The 15,827-nt window shown below is 66.1% G+C and carries 18 protein-coding genes; 9 read left to right on the top strand and 9 right to left on the bottom strand.

Annotation, left to right across the window (positions count from 1 at the left end):
* Nucleotides 1-54 precede the first annotated feature (54 nt).
* Nucleotides 55-318 (bottom strand): hypothetical protein, encoded by a 264-nt coding sequence (locus QZ471_RS09250; protein ID WP_295462964.1) that lies wholly within the window; start codon nucleotides 316-318, stop codon nucleotides 55-57.
* A gap of 50 nt (nucleotides 319-368) precedes the next feature.
* Nucleotides 369-821 carry a MarR family transcriptional regulator gene (locus QZ471_RS09255; RefSeq protein WP_295462966.1) on the bottom strand — a complete coding sequence of 151 codons (453 nt, stop codon included), beginning with the start codon at nucleotides 819-821 and terminating at the stop codon, nucleotides 369-371.
* 258 nt (nucleotides 822-1,079) lie between these two features.
* On the opposite strand from QZ471_RS09255, the gene QZ471_RS09260 reads away from it, so the two are divergent.
* Complete coding sequence (locus QZ471_RS09260; RefSeq protein WP_295463081.1) at nucleotides 1,080-2,234, top strand: MFS transporter; 1,155 nt, start codon at nucleotides 1,080-1,082, stop codon at nucleotides 2,232-2,234.
* A gap of 104 nt (nucleotides 2,235-2,338) precedes the next feature.
* On the top strand, nucleotides 2,339-2,995 hold the full coding sequence (locus QZ471_RS09265) for an ion channel (RefSeq protein ID WP_295462967.1): 657 nt from the start codon (nucleotides 2,339-2,341) through the stop codon (nucleotides 2,993-2,995).
* On the opposite strand, the gene solA is transcribed toward QZ471_RS09265, so the two are convergent.
* Both solA and QZ471_RS09275 read right to left on the bottom strand, forming a co-directional pair.
* Entirely contained in the window at nucleotides 2,992-4,161 is a 1,170-nt protein-coding gene (solA, locus tag QZ471_RS09270) for an N-methyl-L-tryptophan oxidase (protein ID WP_295462968.1), read from the bottom strand. The genes QZ471_RS09265 and solA overlap by 4 nt on opposite strands.
* 119 nt (nucleotides 4,162-4,280) lie before the next feature.
* Nucleotides 4,281-5,279: a fatty acid desaturase gene (locus tag QZ471_RS09275; RefSeq protein ID WP_295462969.1), complete on the bottom strand. Its 999-nt coding sequence runs from the start codon at nucleotides 5,277-5,279 to the stop codon at nucleotides 4,281-4,283.
* 358 nt (nucleotides 5,280-5,637) lie between these two features.
* Here QZ471_RS09275 and QZ471_RS09280 point away from each other — a divergent pair, with 358 nt between their 5' ends.
* The 7 genes from QZ471_RS09280 (at nucleotide 5,638) to QZ471_RS09310 (ending at nucleotide 11,571) form a co-directional block, all read left to right on the top strand.
* Entirely contained in the window at nucleotides 5,638-6,549 is a 912-nt protein-coding gene (locus tag QZ471_RS09280) for a TauD/TfdA family dioxygenase (protein WP_295462970.1), read from the top strand.
* A gap of 21 nt (nucleotides 6,550-6,570) precedes the next feature.
* Nucleotides 6,571-7,689: an ABC transporter substrate-binding protein gene (locus QZ471_RS09285; protein WP_295462971.1), complete on the top strand. Its 1,119-nt coding sequence runs from the start codon at nucleotides 6,571-6,573 to the stop codon at nucleotides 7,687-7,689.
* Nucleotides 7,676-8,521 (top strand): ABC transporter permease, encoded by an 846-nt coding sequence (locus tag QZ471_RS09290; RefSeq protein ID WP_295462972.1) that lies wholly within the window; start codon nucleotides 7,676-7,678, stop codon nucleotides 8,519-8,521. The genes QZ471_RS09285 and QZ471_RS09290 overlap by 14 nt, the downstream gene beginning before the upstream one ends.
* Complete coding sequence (locus QZ471_RS09295) at nucleotides 8,518-9,291, top strand: ABC transporter permease (protein ID WP_295462973.1); 774 nt, start codon at nucleotides 8,518-8,520, stop codon at nucleotides 9,289-9,291. Before QZ471_RS09290 ends, QZ471_RS09295 begins: the two co-directional genes overlap by 4 nt.
* Nucleotides 9,292-9,306: 15 nt before the next feature.
* Complete coding sequence (locus tag QZ471_RS09300) at nucleotides 9,307-10,068, top strand: ABC transporter ATP-binding protein (protein ID WP_295462974.1); 762 nt, start codon at nucleotides 9,307-9,309, stop codon at nucleotides 10,066-10,068.
* A gap of 25 nt (nucleotides 10,069-10,093) precedes the next feature.
* Complete coding sequence (locus QZ471_RS09305) at nucleotides 10,094-11,317, top strand: acyl-CoA dehydrogenase family protein (protein WP_295462975.1); 1,224 nt, start codon at nucleotides 10,094-10,096, stop codon at nucleotides 11,315-11,317.
* Between the two features lie 119 nt (nucleotides 11,318-11,436).
* The gene (locus QZ471_RS09310; protein WP_295462977.1) at nucleotides 11,437-11,571 is read left to right on the top strand and encodes a hypothetical protein; all 135 of its coding nucleotides are present in this window, start codon (nucleotides 11,437-11,439) and stop codon (nucleotides 11,569-11,571) included.
* A 49-nt stretch (nucleotides 11,572-11,620) separates the two neighbouring features.
* Here QZ471_RS09310 and tauD read toward each other — a convergent pair whose 3' ends face one another.
* The 5 genes from tauD to QZ471_RS09335 form a co-directional block, all read right to left on the bottom strand.
* Nucleotides 11,621-12,472 carry a taurine dioxygenase gene (gene tauD / locus QZ471_RS09315; protein ID WP_295462979.1) on the bottom strand — a complete coding sequence of 284 codons (852 nt, stop codon included), beginning with the start codon at nucleotides 12,470-12,472 and terminating at the stop codon, nucleotides 11,621-11,623.
* An 11-nt stretch (nucleotides 12,473-12,483) separates the two neighbouring features.
* Nucleotides 12,484-13,299: a taurine ABC transporter permease TauC gene (gene tauC / locus QZ471_RS09320; protein ID WP_295462981.1), complete on the bottom strand. Its 816-nt coding sequence runs from the start codon at nucleotides 13,297-13,299 to the stop codon at nucleotides 12,484-12,486.
* Complete coding sequence (locus QZ471_RS09325; RefSeq protein ID WP_295462983.1) at nucleotides 13,289-14,077, bottom strand: ATP-binding cassette domain-containing protein; 789 nt, start codon at nucleotides 14,075-14,077, stop codon at nucleotides 13,289-13,291. Before QZ471_RS09325 ends, tauC begins: the two co-directional genes overlap by 11 nt.
* Before the next feature lie 72 nt (nucleotides 14,078-14,149).
* Nucleotides 14,150-15,136 (bottom strand): taurine ABC transporter substrate-binding protein, encoded by a 987-nt coding sequence (gene tauA, locus QZ471_RS09330; protein ID WP_295462985.1) that lies wholly within the window; start codon nucleotides 15,134-15,136, stop codon nucleotides 14,150-14,152.
* A 185-nt stretch (nucleotides 15,137-15,321) separates the two neighbouring features.
* On the bottom strand, nucleotides 15,322-15,693 hold the full coding sequence (locus QZ471_RS09335; protein WP_295462987.1) for a response regulator: 372 nt from the start codon (nucleotides 15,691-15,693) through the stop codon (nucleotides 15,322-15,324).
* Nucleotides 15,694-15,827 lie beyond the last annotated feature (134 nt).

Below are 15,827 nucleotides of genomic sequence, written 5' to 3' on the forward strand. Positions count from 1 at the left end.
CCCAAAGCGCTCCAGGTGGACAGGGTGGCGCCTTGCTCCAGCGCCGCGCGCCGCTCAGCCGCAGGCGACTTCCACGGGGACCAGTCGCAGCTTGATGCCGGTGCGTCTCAGCGTGAGGATGTCACCCTCGCGCTGACCGACCTCGTCGCCCAGGGTACTGCAGAGCGTTCCGCCGAGCAGCCGCGCGTAGGTGCGCGGATCCTCGCCGTCGCAGCCTGCGGCGATGTGCAATTCGCCCTGCAGCAGCTTCCCGGCGGTGCGGCCGCTGGCGAGGTCGACGAGGAGGTAGTCGCGGTCAGGCTGGTAGGTGAAGGTCATACGATTTCCCGAGCGGCTGTAGCCATGGGAACCCCCAGCCCGGGGTTGGTTCAGGAATTCGTTCCGCCTTCCTGGTCGAGGCGCTGGCGCAGCCGCACCAGGGTCTCGCGCAGATCGTCGAGGCCGGCATCACCCAGGGCACAGACTTCCCGTACATGGCTGTTGACGCCGCTGGCCTGGTCGCGCAGGGCCCGCCCGTTCGCAGTGAGTTCGATGGACAGGTTGCGCTCGTCCTCCGCACTGCGCCGCCGCGTGACCAGCCCCGCTCCCTCGAGCCGCTTGACCACCGGCGTCAGGGCACCCGAATCCTGACGCAAGCGACTGGACAGCTCCTTGAGCGTGAGGCCGTCATGCTCCCAGAGCACCAGCATGATCAGATATTGCGGGAAGGTGAGCCCCATGCTTTCCAGTAATGGCTTGTAGAGCTGGGTCATGGCGAGCGAAGCCGAATACAGGGAAAAGCACAGTTGTTGGTCGAGCAGCAGTGGATCTTTGACAGTCATGGTTAGGCCGTTGCGAGAGGCAGAAACAGGATGGATCGGGGCCATGGAACGCCGCTACGAGCCACAAGACTCGCGCCGCCGTGATCAACTCCTGGAAACATCCGGTAACTTGCGCTGGATTCCGATTTAACAGGATGCCACAGTGAGGGGCTGGACATAAATAATAAGGGTAATACCTGCATGGCCGTTTCCTCTGCCTCCCCGCTCACACCCGGCGAAACCGCTGTCGCCAGCGCGGCGACGGCCTCGCCTCTGGTCATGGGGATTCTCGCTTCCTGCGCCCTCGCCCATTTGATCAATGACCTCATCCAATCGGTGCTGCCCTCGATCTATCCGATGCTCAAGGACAGTTATGGTCTGACTTTTACCCAGATCGGCCTCATCACCCTGGCCTTCCAGATCACTGCTTCGCTGCTGCAGCCTTGGATCGGCTTCCACACCGATCGCCATCCCAAGCCCTACCTGTTGCCAGCGGGCATGGTCTGCACCCTGATCGGTGTGCTGCTGCTGGCCTTCGTCGGCAGCTTTCCAGCGATCCTCGCCGCTTCGGCGCTGATCGGCGTCGGCTCCTCCACCTTCCATCCGGAGACCTCGAGGGTCGCACGATTGGCCTCGGGCGGTCGCTTCGGCCTGGCCCAGTCGACCTTCCAGGTGGGCGGCAACGCCGGTACCGCCATCGGCCCACTGCTGGCCGCAGCCATCGTCATTCCCTACGGCCAGACCCATGTCGCCTGGTTCGCCCTCTTCGCGGTCTTCGCCATCGGCGTGCAGTACGGCCTGTCGCGCTGGTATCGCCAGCACCTACGCAGCGCAAAGGGTCGCAAGGCGGCCCAGGTGGATCACGGCCTGTCGCGCGGACGGGTGACCTTCGCCCTGGTCGTGCTGGCCCTGCTGGTGTTCTCCAAGTACATCTACATGGCCAGCATCACCAGCTACTTCACCTTCTACCTGATCGAACGCTTCGGCCTGTCGGTGGCCAGTTCCCAGTTGCACCTGTTCCTCTTCCTCGGCGCGGTCGCGGCCGGGACCTTTCTCGGTGGCCCCATCGGCGACCGTATCGGGCGCAAGGCGGTCATCTGGTTCTCGATCCTCGGCGCGGCGCCCTTCACCCTGGCCCTGCCCTACGTGGACCTGTTCTGGACCAGCGTGCTCAGCGTCATCATCGGCTTCGTGCTGGCCTCGGCCTTTTCCGCCATCGTGGTCTATGCCCAGGAGCTGGTCCCGGGCAACGTCGGCATGATCGCCGGCGTCTTCTTCGGCCTGATGTTCGGCTTCAGCGCCATCGCCGCGGCCGGCCTCGGCGCGCTGGCGGATCACCACGGCATCGAATACGTCTACCAGCTGTGCTCTTACATGCCGCTGCTGGGCGTGCTGACCATCCTGCTGCCCGCTACCCGCCACAAGAGCGCCTGAGGCTGAACGCCACGAGCGCACGCCATCCCGAAGGCGCGCTCGTCATGGCGCCGCCGATCGGCAACCGCTACGCTTGCCGCCCCTGAACCGCTGCCCGAGCCCCGATGAAGACCCCGCTGCACTACCTGGTCCGCTACCCGTCCGCCAACCTGCTGTTCATCCAGTTGCTCGGACTGCTGCTCTATCCGCTGGTGGAGCACCAGGAGCATGGTCGTGCCCTGGTCGGCGCCTTCGGCATCATCGTCCTGGCCACCGCCCTGCGCATGGTGCGCCGCAGCCCGACCATCCAGTGGCTGGGCTTCATCCTGGCGGGCTGCATCCTGATCCTCACGGTGCTGATCGAATGGCGCGGCGAGCATCAGTTCGTGGTGACGCTGGCGATCCTGGACGCCGTCTTCTACTTCTACACCGCCGGTAGCCTGATCGCCTACATGATGGAAGATCAGCGCGCCACCACCGACGAACTCTTCGCCGTGGGCGCGACCTTCACCCTGCTGGCCTGGGCCTTCGCCCACACCTTTTCCGCCTGCCAGATGCTGCAACCGGGCAGCTTCACCGCGGCCAACGATCCCACCGCCCCGCGCACCTGGACGGAGTTGCTCTATGTGAGCTTCGCCATCCTCTCCGGCGTCGGCCTGAGCGATATCTATCCGATCCGTCCCATGGCTCGCTCGCTGGTGATGCTCGGGCAATTCTCCGGGGTGATGTACATCGCCCTGGTGGTCACCCGCCTGGTCACCCTGACGGTACGCAACCGCTAGCCGAACCGCGCCAGGGCGAAGGCACTCAGATCGATAGCGCTGCCTCCCTCCACCACCCGCTGCGCCAGGGCCTCGCCCAGGGCAGCGGAATGCTTGAATCCATGCCCGGAACAGGCGCTGACCAGGGTGACGCCCGGCAGCCTGGGATGCTCGTCGACGATGAAGCCGAAGTCGGGTGTGACGGTATAGGCGCAGACCGCGCTGCGCACCGCCCGCGGCGACAGGCCACCCACCCACCGTCCTACTTGATCGCTGAACAGCTTGCTCGATTCGTCAGGATGAATGTGCCGGTCAATACGTGTAGGGGTGGTATTATTCAGATACTGCTCGGTGGCGACCTTTACCGAGTGCTCGCCGGGGAGCGGCGGGAAACCGTAGAAGAGATCGCTGTCGCCACTGCCATGCGCCAGGATGAAGCTCGGCGAATCAGCCGGAAACCGTGCAGGCTCGGCCAGCTCGAACCAGTGCAGCGTCTGTCGGCAGACCCGCAGCAGATCCGTGAAGGGTGCGCCGAGCAACCCGGCACTCCACATGCCGGCGGCGACGATGACCCGCTCGGCCCGCCAGGTACCCTGGGCCGAACGCAGGAGCACGCCCTGCCCGTCCTGGACGATCTGTTCGATGGTGGTGTAGGCGAACAGCTGAGCGCCGCGCTCCCGAGCGCCATCCAGCTGCGCCTGGATGCAGGCCTCCGGGTAGAGGTAGCCGCCGCCTGGCTCGAAATAGCCCAGGGCATCGTCCTCCACCTGGAACTGGGGAAAGCGTCGGCGAATGCCGGGGCCGTCCCAGGCTTCGTGCGGGATGCCGTAGCGCTGCGCCAGTTCCAGGGTGGCCCGGGTGAAATCCGGCCGGCCATGGTGGCTCGTCGCCGTGGCGGTGGCCGTCATGATCAGCACCCCGCACTGCTCGAACAGCTTCACCCCGCGCTCAGCCTCCAACTCCCGCCATAGCTGGTGCGAACGCAGCGCCAAGGGCACATAGGCAGCGCCCTCGCCCACCGCCTGACGGGTGATACGGGTCGCGCCATGGCTGGAGCCCAGATCGTGGGGTGGCGAATGACGGTCGATTCCCGCCACCTTCACGCCCCGCCTGGCCAGTTGATAGAGGGCGGCGGCGCCCATGGCGCCCAGCCCCAGGACGATCACATCGAAGCTCTTTTCCTGCACGTCCAGCCCTCCGCATTCACGAAGGCCGCACTCTAGCAGACGCCCGATCACACCCCGCCCTGTTGATCACGGGCGCGGCGGAAGGGTTATGCAGTTACACCGCCGGTATAGGGGTGGTATTACCAAGGCAGGCAGTAGGCGCAGGGCCGCTGCTGATCCTCTGCCGCCCGCGGCGTGATGGGCGCTGCTGGGTGCAAGGGTGCATCCACCGGACGCCAGGCGAAGCGACGAGCCAGGTCGCGGTAACCGGCGAATACGAACTGACCGCTGCGGGCCTGATAGGCCTTCCGCCTGGCGCGATAGACACGGGGAATCTGATACCAAGGCAGGCCTGGCAGATCGTGATGCACCAGATGCAGGCTGTTATTGAGGAACAGCAGGCGCAAGGGCCCGCGGCTCTCGTTGAGCACGCAGCGCTGCGCCGGGTCCTGGGCGGGGCGGTGTTCGTAGAAGGAGCGGACCAGGGCCAGCGCCAGTGCCGGCCAGGCGGCACCCAGGACATAGACCACCGCCGGCATGCCGGCCAGGCGTTGGACGCCGAATAGCAGCAGCGCGATGAGCGCCAGGTGCAGAGTCCAGGTCTGCAACACGGCCGGCTCACCACGGCGCCAGCGGCGAACCTCTTGGCAGAGCGTGCCGTGCAGCGCCAGGATCGGTCCCATCAGCAGGCGACCGGCCAGGGTTTTGTCCAGCCACAGCAGTCCGCGGCCCAGCGGCCCCCGCCGCTCCCAGAGCTCGCCGTCGAGATAGCGGCTTTCCGGATCGCGCTGGGGATCGGTGAGGTGCTCACGCTGGTGATGCTGCAGATGGCTATCGCGATAGAGCGGATAGGGAAACCACAGGCCGAGCGGCGGATACGCCAACAACCCATTGAGCCACTGCCAGCGGGTGGGATGCCCATGGATGAGTTCATGCTGCAGGGATTGCTGCAGCACCAGAACGAGGACCAGCGGCGGTAGCACCCAGTAGCCAGCCCAGGACCAGGCGCTGACCAGCGCCAGCCAGCCGCCATAGACACCGATGAGCAGCGCCCAGGTCGGCCATTCGCTGCGCGCCGTGAAGGTTCGTCGCAACAACTTCACGAAGTAGCGCTGCCGCCGATCCAGATAGACATTCACCTCAGCACCTGAGCAAGACCAAAGGAAGCACGACCCTAATCAAGTAACTGGAGAGCGCCAAATAACCTTGCGGCATTACCTCCTGCCGTCATACGCCCCTGCTGGACACCTGCTGTTTCGGAGCGGGCAGCCGGCCTTGTCGAACATTTCACAAGTCACCGGGCGAGAAGCAAAAATTGAGGCAAGACAATTACATGGAGAATGTATCGGAGTGAAAAGAGTCAACGCCAAGTGTTGCTCCATAAACACTGAGATAACAACTCGACACCGGCATAAACTTAGTCCCATTTAAGATTAGAAACTTCGTAAAACCCACTTCTACACTCCGGCGACATTTCATCCCGCCAGGAGTCTTGCCATGTCTCTCGTTATCGAACCCGTCACTGGTCGTATCGGCGCTCAGGTGAGCGGCGTGAAACTGTCAGCCGCCCTCGACGATGCGACCTTCGCCGCGCTGCACCAGGCGCTGCTGACCCACAAGGTGCTGTTCCTGCGCGATCAGCACCTCAGCGACGAAGAGCACGAAGCCTTCTCCCGCCGTTTCGGCGAACAGGTCCCCCACCCCACCGTACGATCCGCGGAACGCAGTGCGGCCATTCTCAACCTGGACTCGCGCAACAGCCGGGCCAACTCCTGGCATACCGATGTCACCTTCGTGGTGGATTATCCGAAGATTTCCATCCTGCGCGGCGTGGTGATCCCGGCCCAGGGTGGCGATACCGTCTGGGCCAATACCGCGGCGGCCTACGCCGATCTGCCGGAACCACTCAAGGCGCTGGCCGACGGTCTGCGCGCCCTGCATACCAATCTCTACGACTACGCCCCACCGCGTCATGCCGAAGCCAACGGCCTGCGGCGCTATCGCGAGGAATTCACCGCGGAGGTGTACGAGACCGAGCATCCGCTGGTACGCGTCCATCCGGAGACCGGTGAACGCGCGCTGGTACTGGGGCATTTCGTCAAGCAGCTCCAGGGCGTGAGCGCCAACGACTCGCGACAGCTGCTGCGCCTGTTCCAGGATCGGGTGACGGCGCTGGAAAACACCGTGCGTTGGCGCTGGCAGGCGGGCGACGTAGTGCTCTGGGACAACCGTGCCACCCAGCACATCGCCATCGACGACTACGGCAGCGCCGAGCGCATCGTGCGCCGCACCACCATCGCCGGCGAGGTGCCCGTCGGCGTTGACGGCCGCCCCAGCCAAGCCATCAAGCCCACCGCGGAGGCCCGCTCGCCGCGGACCGAAGCCGACAAGAAACATTTGGCCGCCTGACGGTCCAGCAAGGAGCCTGCCATGGGAAGCTTTGGAAATCTGGGCCGCCGCCTCGTCGCGGCCATCGCCCTGATCGGTACCACCGGTGCCGCCCACGCCGAGGTGTTGCGCATCGGCATCGCGCAGGCCGGGGGCGGCGATCCCCCGACCTTCGGCGGGACCCCGCTGGGGGTGGTGCGCAACCAGCAACTGCTGGAAAAGGCCTTCGCCGGCACCGATACCGAGGTGCAGTGGTTCTTCTTCAAGGGCGCCGGGCCGGCGGTGAACGAAGCTCTGTCGAATCGGCAGATCGATTTCGCCTATCAGGGCGATCTGCCCCAGGTGGTGGCCCGGGCCAATGGCCTCGACACCAAGCTGCTGGTCACCCTCGGCACCCGTTCCAACGTCTACGTGGCGGTGCCCAAGGGCTCGCCGATCACCAGCATCGCCGATCTCAAGGACAAGAAGGTCGCCATCTTCCGCGGCACCAATGGCCATCTGGTCGCCATCAACGTACTGGCCGAGCAGGGTCTGACCGAACGCGACCTCAAGGTGATCAACCTCGACACCGGCAGCACCCAGGCAGCCCTGGCCGCCAAGGGGGTGGACGCGGCCTTCGGCGGTCTGGAACTGTTCAAGCTGCGCGACCAGGGACTGGTGGACATCATCTACAGCACCCAGGGCCAGGACCCGCGCCTGACCCGGCAGGTGGCGCTCACCGTGCGCGGAGAGTACGAACGCGAGCACCCCGCGCAGACTCAGAAAGTGGTGGACGTGGTGGTCCAGGCGGCCAGGTGGGCCTCCGAGGAGAGCAATCGCCAGGCCCTGCTGGAGGAATGGGCCAAGTCCGGTGCCCCCTTGACGTCCTGGCAGGCGGAGTACGCCGGGCAGTCGCTGAAGGACCGCAACTCGCCGCTGGTGGATGGCTTCGTCAAGGGCCGCTACCAGGCGGTTGCCGACCAGGCCAAGCAGGAGAAGCTGATCCGGCGACCCGTCCAACTCGATGGCTGGTTCGATACTCGCTATCTGGAGCAGGCGCTGCAACGGCAGAACCTGCAGAACTTCTGGATCGCCTACGCCGCCGATGGGCGCACGCGCCTGCCACTGGCCCAGGCGACCCCGGACCCCATAGCGGAGGTCGCCCAGCATGAGTCGCGCTGACGCCTTACCCTTGGCCCCCGCCGCCACGCCGACAGCGCGGCGGCCCGCCGCCCCTGCGACCCTGCATCGATGGCTATACCCTGCACTGCCCTTCGTCCTGCCACTGACGGCACTCGGCATCTGGCAACTCGGCGTGGTGCAGGGCTGGGTGTCACCCCAGGTCCTGCCGCCCCTCAGCTATGTCTACGAGACCCTGGTGGAGCTGACACGCAGTGGCGATCTCTGGCTACATGCCGGCGCCAGTCTGCAGCGGGTGTTGGTGGGCTTCCTGCTGGGTGCCGGCCTGGGAGCGCTGCTGGGCGCCGCCATGGGTCTTTCAGCGCGGCTCAGGGGGTTGTTGCTGCCCACCTTCAATGCCTTGGTACAGATCCCGGTACTGGGCTGGCTGCCCTTCGCCTTGCTGCTGTTCGGCATCGGCGAACCTCTCAAGTACGTACTCATCGCCAAGGCGGCGCTGGTCCCGGTGACCCTGGCCACCCTGCAGGTCTTCCGCGAGGCGCCCCAGGGTCTGGTCGAGGTGGCCCGGGTGAACGGCTTCAGCCAACGACAGATCATCAGCGGCGTCGTGCTCCCGGCCGGGGTCCCGACGCTCTTCACCGGACTGCGGCTGGGCTTTACCAAGGCCTGGCTGTCACTGGTGGTGGTGGAGCTGGTGGCCTCCAGCGAAGGCCTTGGCTATCTGATCGTCTACGGCCGCCAGCTGTTCCAGCTCGACCTGGTGATGGCGGCGGTAGTGGTCGTCGGCGCCGTCGGCTACGCCATCGACCGTGGCTTCGACGCCCTCGAACGGCGACTCGGACGGGGCTCGGCCACCAGCGGGGGTGGCGCGTGACCGTCCCCGGCGCAGCGCGGTCCGCACTCCCCAGCCGCGGCTGGTGGCTACCTGCCGCGGCCCTCGTCGCCTGGTGGCTGTGGACGCAACTGGACGACACGCCCTCTCCGCTGTTGGTCAGCCCCCAACGGGTGCTCGCCACCGCCTGGGACCTGCTGGCCTCAGGACAACTCTGGCGCATGCTGGCCGCGAGTCTGGCGCGCAACCTCGCCGGCTTCGCCATCGGCACTCTGGCGGGGCTGGTACTCGGCTATCTGCTCAGCCAGTCACGGCTGTTCGAGCGCCTGGTGGGTCCGAGCTTCAACACCTTCAAGCAGGTGTCGCTGTTCGCCTGGATTCCCTTGATCTCGGTGTGGTTCGGCCTGGGCGATGTCGCCAAGGTGGTTTTCCTATCGCTGGCGGCACTGGTGCCGGTCACCGTGCACACCTGCGACGGCCTACGCAGCGTACCGCCGCGGCTGCTGGAGGTCGCCCGGGTCTACGGCTACAGCCGGCAGCAGACGCTGCGGGAGGTGATGCTGCCGGCCGCGTTACCGACGATCTTCACCGGTCTCTATCTCGCGCTGATCTATTCCTGGCTCGCCACCCTCGGCGCCGAATACCTACTGGTCTCCGGTGAGGGTATCGGCAATACCCTCGTCGACGGCAGCGAGCATTTCCGCATGGACCTGGTACTGGTCGGCATGGTGGTGATCGGCCTGGTCGGCGCCGCCCTCAACCTCTTCACTCAGCGCCTGGAACGGCGCCTGCTGCGGCGCTATGGCCGCTAGCCGCAAGGAGATCCCATGACCCTCGCCATCGACCACGTCAGCAAGAGCTTCGTCGATCCACGCCGCCCTACTGGTGCGCTCCAGGTATTGCAGGACATCCGCCTGGATGTCGCGCCGGGCGAGTTCATCAGCATCGTCGGCGCCAGCGGCTGCGGCAAATCCACCCTGCTGAGCCTCATCCTCGGCCTCGACGACGATTATCAGGGCAGTATCCAGCTCGATGGCCAGCCCGTCATCGGCACCGGCCTCGAGCGCGGCATCGTATTCCAGGATCACCGGCTGTTCCCCTGGCTGAATGTGGAGCAAAACGTCGCGGTGGGCCTCCGCAACGCTCCCCTGAGCGCGGCCGAAAAAGCCGAGCGTGTCTGGGATCACCTACGGCTGGTCGGCCTGGAAGGCTTCGCCGCCGCCTATCCGCACCAGATCTCCGGTGGCATGGCACAACGCGTGGCGATCGCCCGCGGCCTGGTCAATCGCCCCCGGGTACTGCTGCTGGACGAGCCCTTCGGCGCCCTGGACGCCCTCACCCGTACCCGACTGCAGCACGAATTGCAGCGTATCTGGCAGCGCGAAGGTACGACCATGCTGCTGGTGACCCACGACGTCGACGAAGCGGTCTTCCTCGGCGACCGGGTAGTGGTCATGGAGCCCCACCCCGGCCGCATTCGCCGCATCGTCGAGATCGACCTGCCTCGTCCCCGCCATCGCAGTGACGCGGCCTTCCTCGCCCTGCGCGATGACGTCCTCGCCGACTTCGTCGACCCCGATTTCCATTGAAACGACCAGAAGGACCCTGCCACGCATGACCGTCATTTCCTCCGGCTGGGGCGCCGGCCCCTCCCCTCGCCATGCCGAACTCTCGGCCCGTTTTCGCCCCCTGTTCCAGCGCATCCGCGCTGGCGCCATCGAACGCGAGGTGCAGCGTCGCCTGCCCGTCGAGGAACTGGACTGGCTCAAGACCTCAGGCTTCACCGCACTGCGCCTGCCCGTCGAGCACGGCGGCGCGGGCGTCACCCTGCCGGAACTGTTCGCCTTGCTCATCGAACTGGGCGAAGCCGACTCGAACCTGGTCCAGGCGCTGCGCGGCCACATGGGCTTCGTCGAGGGCCTGTTGAACAGCGACAACGCCGCCCGCCGCACCCGATGGTTCGCCCGCATCGCCGCCGGCGAGACCCTCGGCCCCGCGTCCAGCGAGGTGGGCGACGCCCGCCGTGCCGAATTCAGCACCCGCCTGCGGCGCGACGGCGACCTGTTGCTGCTCTCGGGCACCAAGTTCTACACCACCGGCTCGCTGTATGCCGACTGGATCGACGTAGGCGCTACCGACGACGCCGGCAACCGCGTCATGGCCACGGTCCGGCGCGACGCCCCTGGCGTGGAGGTGGTGGACGACTGGAATGGCTTTGGCCAGACCCTCACCGCCAGCGGTACCGCGACCTTCACCAACGTGCGGGTAGCGCCGGAGGATGTGGTGGCGGTAGGTGAACGCTTTCGCTATTCGCCGGGCTTCTTCCAGGTCTTCCACCTGGCCAATCTCGCCGGCATGGGGCGTGCGATGAGTGACGAGGTCGCCGCGGCGGTGGCGGCCCGCACCCGCACCTTCACCATCGGCAACGCCGACCGGGTCAGCCAGGACCCGCAGGTCCTCGAGGTGGTGGGCAAGGTACGCAGCGCCGCCTACTGCGCCGGGGTGATCACCCTCAAGACCGCCGAGGCACTGCAGCGGGTGTACGACCTGCGCCACGCGGATGACCAGGCCGCCGAGGATCAGGCAGTGGCTCTGGCGGAGCTGGAAGTCTGCCAGGCGCTGAACGTGGTCACGGATCTCATCATCGATGCCTCCGGGCGGCTATTCGATGCCCTGGGCGCCTCGGCGACCCTCAGACCCCAGGGGCTGGATCGCTTCTGGCGCAATGCCCGCACCCTCGCCTCGCACAATCCGCGCATCTACAAGGATCGGATCGTCGGCGACTTCGCGGTCAACGGGACCGCGCCGCCACCCCAGTGGAAGATCGGCGTGGCCTGAGGCAGAGGCGCTTCGGTGGTCGCGCCAACCGCCGAAGCGCACTCCAGAGCCGACCAAGGCGCTACTCGCCCAGACCGCCGATGCAGTAAGCTCCCAGGCTTTCCCGAAGGAGTGGCGTCATGGACAATTCCCGCAGCAATCGTCAGGTCATGTGGAAGGCGATCAAGGACCCGCGCTTCATCCCCGTGGTGGTAGCCGTGGTCTGTATCGTGCTGTTCTTCGTCCTCGGCCTGGTCGACGTCCTGGGCAACTGACGCCCATCGCCTCCGCCGCTGCCAGGTCAGCGACCCAGCAGCCCTGCCTTCAGATCGCTTCCCGCGGCCCTCGCGGCCGATCACCGAGGATGGTCGCCCGATGCATCACGCGCCGCTGGGGACGATAGTCGTCACAGGCGTAGTGCTGGGTGATGCGATTGTCCCAGAAGGCCAGATCCCCAACCCGCCACTGCCAGCGCACCTGGAATTCCGGTCGCGCGGCATGGGCGAACAGCAGCCGCAACAGGGCATCGCTCTCGCTCTCCGTCAGCTCGACGATGCGGGTGGTGAAGCCCTCGCTGACGAACAACCCCTTCGCCCCGGTTTCCGGGTGTACCCGCACCAGCGGATGGCGAACGGGCGGATTGGCCGCCCGCGCCGCGTTGAAGCGTTCCAGGGCGTCCGGAGTCTGGCCGAAGCGTTCCAGAGGGAAGGACTTGCTCAGGTCGTGCCAGGCACTTAGGCCCTCGAGCAGCTCGCGGATAGGCGCGGACAAGGCAGCGTAGGCCGCCGAGTTGCTCGCCCAGAGGGTATCGCCGCCATAGGGCGGCAACTGCCGGGCACTGAGCAGCGAGCCCAGCGGCGGTGTCTGGATGAAGCTGACGTCGGTGTGCCAGAGGGCGTTATCGCGCAGGTCGTTGAGTTCGGTGTCCAGCACCAGGATTTCCGGCTGCTCGGGGTGCTTGGGATAGATCGGATGGATGTGCAGGTCACCGAAACGCGCGGCCACATCCCGCTGTTGGCGCGGCGTGAGCAACTGGTCGCGGAGGAACAGCACCTGATGCTCTAACAGCCCCTGGTGCAGCGCCGCGTGACTCGTGGCGGTCAGGGGCTCGCGCAGATCCAGGCCGTGGACAAGGGCGCCCAGCGCCGGACTGAGACGTTCGAAGGTAATGGTCATCTGGTTGCTCCTCACTTCCAGCCGGCGTAGCGCCGCTGCAAGGCGCGCAAGCCGAGTTCGATGGATAGGGCGATGCTGGCGATCAGCAGGATGCCTACCACCACCACGTCGGTGGCCATGAATTGGGCGGCCGACTGCACCATGAAACCGAGGCCACGGTTGGCGGCGATCAGCTCGGCGGCCACCAGCGTCGACCAGCCCACCCCAAGGGCGATCCGCAGACCGGTGAGGATGTCCGGCAAGGCGCTGGGCAGGATGACGTGGCGGACCACCTGGCCTCGTGAGGCGCCCAGGCAACGCACCGCCTGGATGCGGGCACGATCGACCCGGCGCACCCCGCCCACGGTGGCGATCAGCAGCGGGGCGAACAGTGCCAGGTAGATCAGCAGCACCTTGGACAGCTCGCCGATGCCGAACCAGATCACCATGAGCGGCAGGTAGGCCAGCGGCGGAATCGGTCGATAGAACTCCACCAGCGGGTCCAGGGCGGCGTTCAGCGTCGGGTTGAGGCCCATGGCGATACCCAGGGGCACCGCGGTGAGCACGGCCGCGAACAGCGCGGCGAGCACCCGCAGCAGACTGGTGCCCAGGTGCTGCCAGAGGCTCGCATCCAGGTAGCCGTCGGCGAGCAGTCCCTGCAGCGCCACGACCAACTGCTCGGGAGACGGCAGGAACAGTGTGTCCACCCAGCCGAAGTGGGTCGCGCTCCACCAGAGCACCAGCACGGCGGCCAGGGTGCCAAGGGCGGCGACGCGGCGGCGGTCCAGCGGGAAACGGCGTTTTTCCCGCAGCGCCTGGGCCGGGGTGGTCAGGGTGTCAGAGGACATGGTCGGGTGTCTCCTGTAGAAAGAGGTCGAGAAGTTCCTGGCGCAACAGAGCGAAGCGCGGATCGGCCTTGATCTCGCGGACCGGTTCACCGGCCAGGTAGCGCCGCGAGAACGGCACGTCCAGGCGTCGGACGACCCGTGCCGGCGGGCCATCCAGCACCAGCAGTTCGGTGGCCAGGAACAGGGCTTCGTCGACGCTGTGGGTGATCAGGAACAGCCCCTTGCCGGCGCGCTTCCACACCTCCAGCAGCAGCACCTGCATGCGCTCACGGGTCAGGGCATCGAGGGCACCGAAGGGTTCGTCCAACAGCAGGAAATCCGGGTCCACCGCCAGGGCACGCGCCAGTCCAAGGCGCTGGCGCTGACCGCCGGAGAGCTCGCCGACGGCATGCTCACCGTGCTGCGCCAGTCCTACCAGCTCGAGCATCTCCTGCGCCTTGCGCTCCCGTTCGGCCCGTGCCAGACCGCGCAGGCGCAGACCGAGGGCGACATTCTCCCGGGCATTGAGCCAGGGCATCAGGGCATCGTCCTGGAACACCACCCCGCGTTCACCACCCGGCCCCTCCAGGGTGCGTCCATCGAGCTGCACCCGTCCGCCATCCAGCCGCTGGAAGCCAGCGAGGACGTTGAGCAGGCTGGACTTGCCGCACCCTGATGGACCCAGCACCACCAGGGCGGCGCCCTTGGCGATGGAGAGATCGAGCTGTTGCAGAATGGGTTGCGTCCGGCCAGCGCGGACGAATGCGAGGCTGGCCTGTTCCAGGCTGAGTCGACTCATGACCGGCTCCTGTCGAAAGGAAAAAAAGCCCCTCCGAAGAGGGGCGAGTCGTGGCGTGAAGAGGGGTGACTATCACTGGGCCTTGCGGACGTAGTCGGCGCTCACATAGGGCGAGTAGTCGTCGAGCACCGTGGGAATGCGCTTCTGTTCCTTGAGGAATTCCGCGGTCCTGGCGATGGCCTTGGCCGTGCCGCCGCCGAGCAACTCTGGGCCGAGCTGGGCTTGGGCATCCGGGTAGCGCGAACCGGCTAGCAACTCGGGAATGTCGGCAGCGTCGGCGCCAGTGAGGCGGGCGATCTTCTTCGCCTGCGCCGAATCCGGGCCCCACTGCTTGCCATGGGCCTGGTAGTCGGCGAAGGCGTCGAGGGTGACCTTGGCGAACTGGCTAACGATCTCGGGATGCGTCTCGGCGAAGTCCTTGCGGGCGACCCAGACCTCGAAGGTGGGGGCGCCCCAGGCACCCACCTGGGCGGCATCGGCGAGCACCTTGCCGTTCTTCTTGATCTCGCCCAGAGCGGGAGACCAGACGAAGGCGCCATCGATGTCACCCCGCCGCCAGGCCGCGGCGATCTCGGTGGGGTTGAGGTTGACGATCTTCACCTTGGTGGGATCGACGCCCCAATGCTTGAGGGCGCCCAGCAGGCTGTAGTGCGAGGTGGACACGAAGGGCGTGGCGATGGTCTTGCCCACCAGTTGTTCGGGCTTGTCGATGCCGCTGCCGTTGCGCACCACCAGTGCCTCGGCGGAATCGATCTGCGCCGAGACGATGAAGGTCACCAACGGCAGCTTGCGCGAGGTGGCGGCGGCCAGTGGGCTGGAGCCGAGGTTGCCGATCTGCACATCGCCGGACGCCAGGGCAGCGACCACTTCCGGGCCACTGTTGAAGCGCCGCCAGTCGATCCGCTGACCGATGGCCTTGTCGTACAGGCCATCGGCCTGGGCCACCTTGGAGGGACCGACACCGGTCTGGTAGCCGATTACCAGATCGGCGGCCTGGGCCTGACCGACCAGCGCCAAGGCGCTCACCGCGAGCACCAGGGATTTGATGAGGGAATTCACTTGAAGCCTCCTTGTCCAGCGCCCGTGGGGCGCCTGATGCGTCGTAGCGACGCGAGCTGGAGGCCAAGCTAAACGATCTAAGGATTGGAAAATAAATAACGAAATGGAATCAGCTTAGGCACTGCGATTTCTCCTGCACAGACCCCAATCACCTCGGGGTCCACCAGGACGAACCGCGGGAGGACTCAGGCCTTGCGCTGATTCAGGAAACGGAAGCAACCCGCCAGCAGGTCATCGAAACGCCAGGGCTTGGGAAGATAGTGGATGTCCGGCGCGCGCTCGGGCTGCAGCTCTTCGAAATAGCCCGATGAAACGATGATGGGCAGACCGGGCAACTGCTGCTTGACGCGCCGTGCCAATTCGAGACCGTCGATTGCGCCGGGCATGCGGACGTCGGTGATCAGCAGATCGGGGACTGGTCGCGCGGTCGACAGATGTTCCCAGGCTTGATCCGCGGTGCCGAAGGTCCGCACCTCGAAGCCTTCGCCTTCGAGCACTTCTTCCATCAACCCGAGCAACATGTTCTCGTCTTCGACGACCACTACCACTGGTTTCATAAATCCGTCTCGATCTTCGTAGGTCCGCCGTTCGACAGGACGTGTCTTGTTGGGGCGCGAATTCTACTCCCATCCAGGGCGCGCGGGCAGTTTCCTCGCAGTGCCTACGTCTCACATCCTGTCGATCCGCCCTT

It is taken from the genome of uncultured Pseudomonas sp. (assembly GCF_913774235.1).
Classification (GTDB): domain Bacteria; phylum Pseudomonadota; class Gammaproteobacteria; order Pseudomonadales; family Pseudomonadaceae; genus Chryseomonas.

What these genes read in the sequence shown, in the direction of transcription:
- QZ471_RS09290 (WP_295462972.1), top strand. Translation starts at nt 7,676, where the DNA reads ATGAGTCGCGCTGACGCCTTACCCTTGGCCCCCGCCGCCACGCCGACA.
- tauD (WP_295462979.1), bottom strand. Translation starts at nt 12,472, where the DNA reads ATGACCATTACCTTCGAACGTCTCAGTCCGGCGCTGGGCGCCCTTGTC.
- tauC (WP_295462981.1), bottom strand. Translation starts at nt 13,299, where the DNA reads ATGTCCTCTGACACCCTGACCACCCCGGCCCAGGCGCTGCGGGAAAAA.
- QZ471_RS09265 (WP_295462967.1), top strand. Translation starts at nt 2,339, where the DNA reads ATGAAGACCCCGCTGCACTACCTGGTCCGCTACCCGTCCGCCAACCTG.
- QZ471_RS09280 (WP_295462970.1), top strand. Translation starts at nt 5,638, where the DNA reads ATGTCTCTCGTTATCGAACCCGTCACTGGTCGTATCGGCGCTCAGGTG.
- QZ471_RS09305 (WP_295462975.1), top strand. Translation starts at nt 10,094, where the DNA reads ATGACCGTCATTTCCTCCGGCTGGGGCGCCGGCCCCTCCCCTCGCCAT.
- QZ471_RS09260 (WP_295463081.1), top strand. Translation starts at nt 1,080, where the DNA reads ATGGGGATTCTCGCTTCCTGCGCCCTCGCCCATTTGATCAATGACCTC.
- QZ471_RS09255 (WP_295462966.1), bottom strand. Translation starts at nt 821, where the DNA reads ATGACTGTCAAAGATCCACTGCTGCTCGACCAACAACTGTGCTTTTCC.
- QZ471_RS09300 (WP_295462974.1), top strand. Translation starts at nt 9,307, where the DNA reads ATGACCCTCGCCATCGACCACGTCAGCAAGAGCTTCGTCGATCCACGC.
- QZ471_RS09310 (WP_295462977.1), top strand. Translation starts at nt 11,437, where the DNA reads ATGGACAATTCCCGCAGCAATCGTCAGGTCATGTGGAAGGCGATCAAG.
- QZ471_RS09335 (WP_295462987.1), bottom strand. Translation starts at nt 15,693, where the DNA reads ATGAAACCAGTGGTAGTGGTCGTCGAAGACGAGAACATGTTGCTCGGG.
- QZ471_RS09250 (WP_295462964.1), bottom strand. Translation starts at nt 318, where the DNA reads ATGACCTTCACCTACCAGCCTGACCGCGACTACCTCCTCGTCGACCTC.
- QZ471_RS09325 (WP_295462983.1), bottom strand. Translation starts at nt 14,077, where the DNA reads ATGAGTCGACTCAGCCTGGAACAGGCCAGCCTCGCATTCGTCCGCGCT.
- QZ471_RS09285 (WP_295462971.1), top strand. Translation starts at nt 6,571, where the DNA reads ATGGGAAGCTTTGGAAATCTGGGCCGCCGCCTCGTCGCGGCCATCGCC.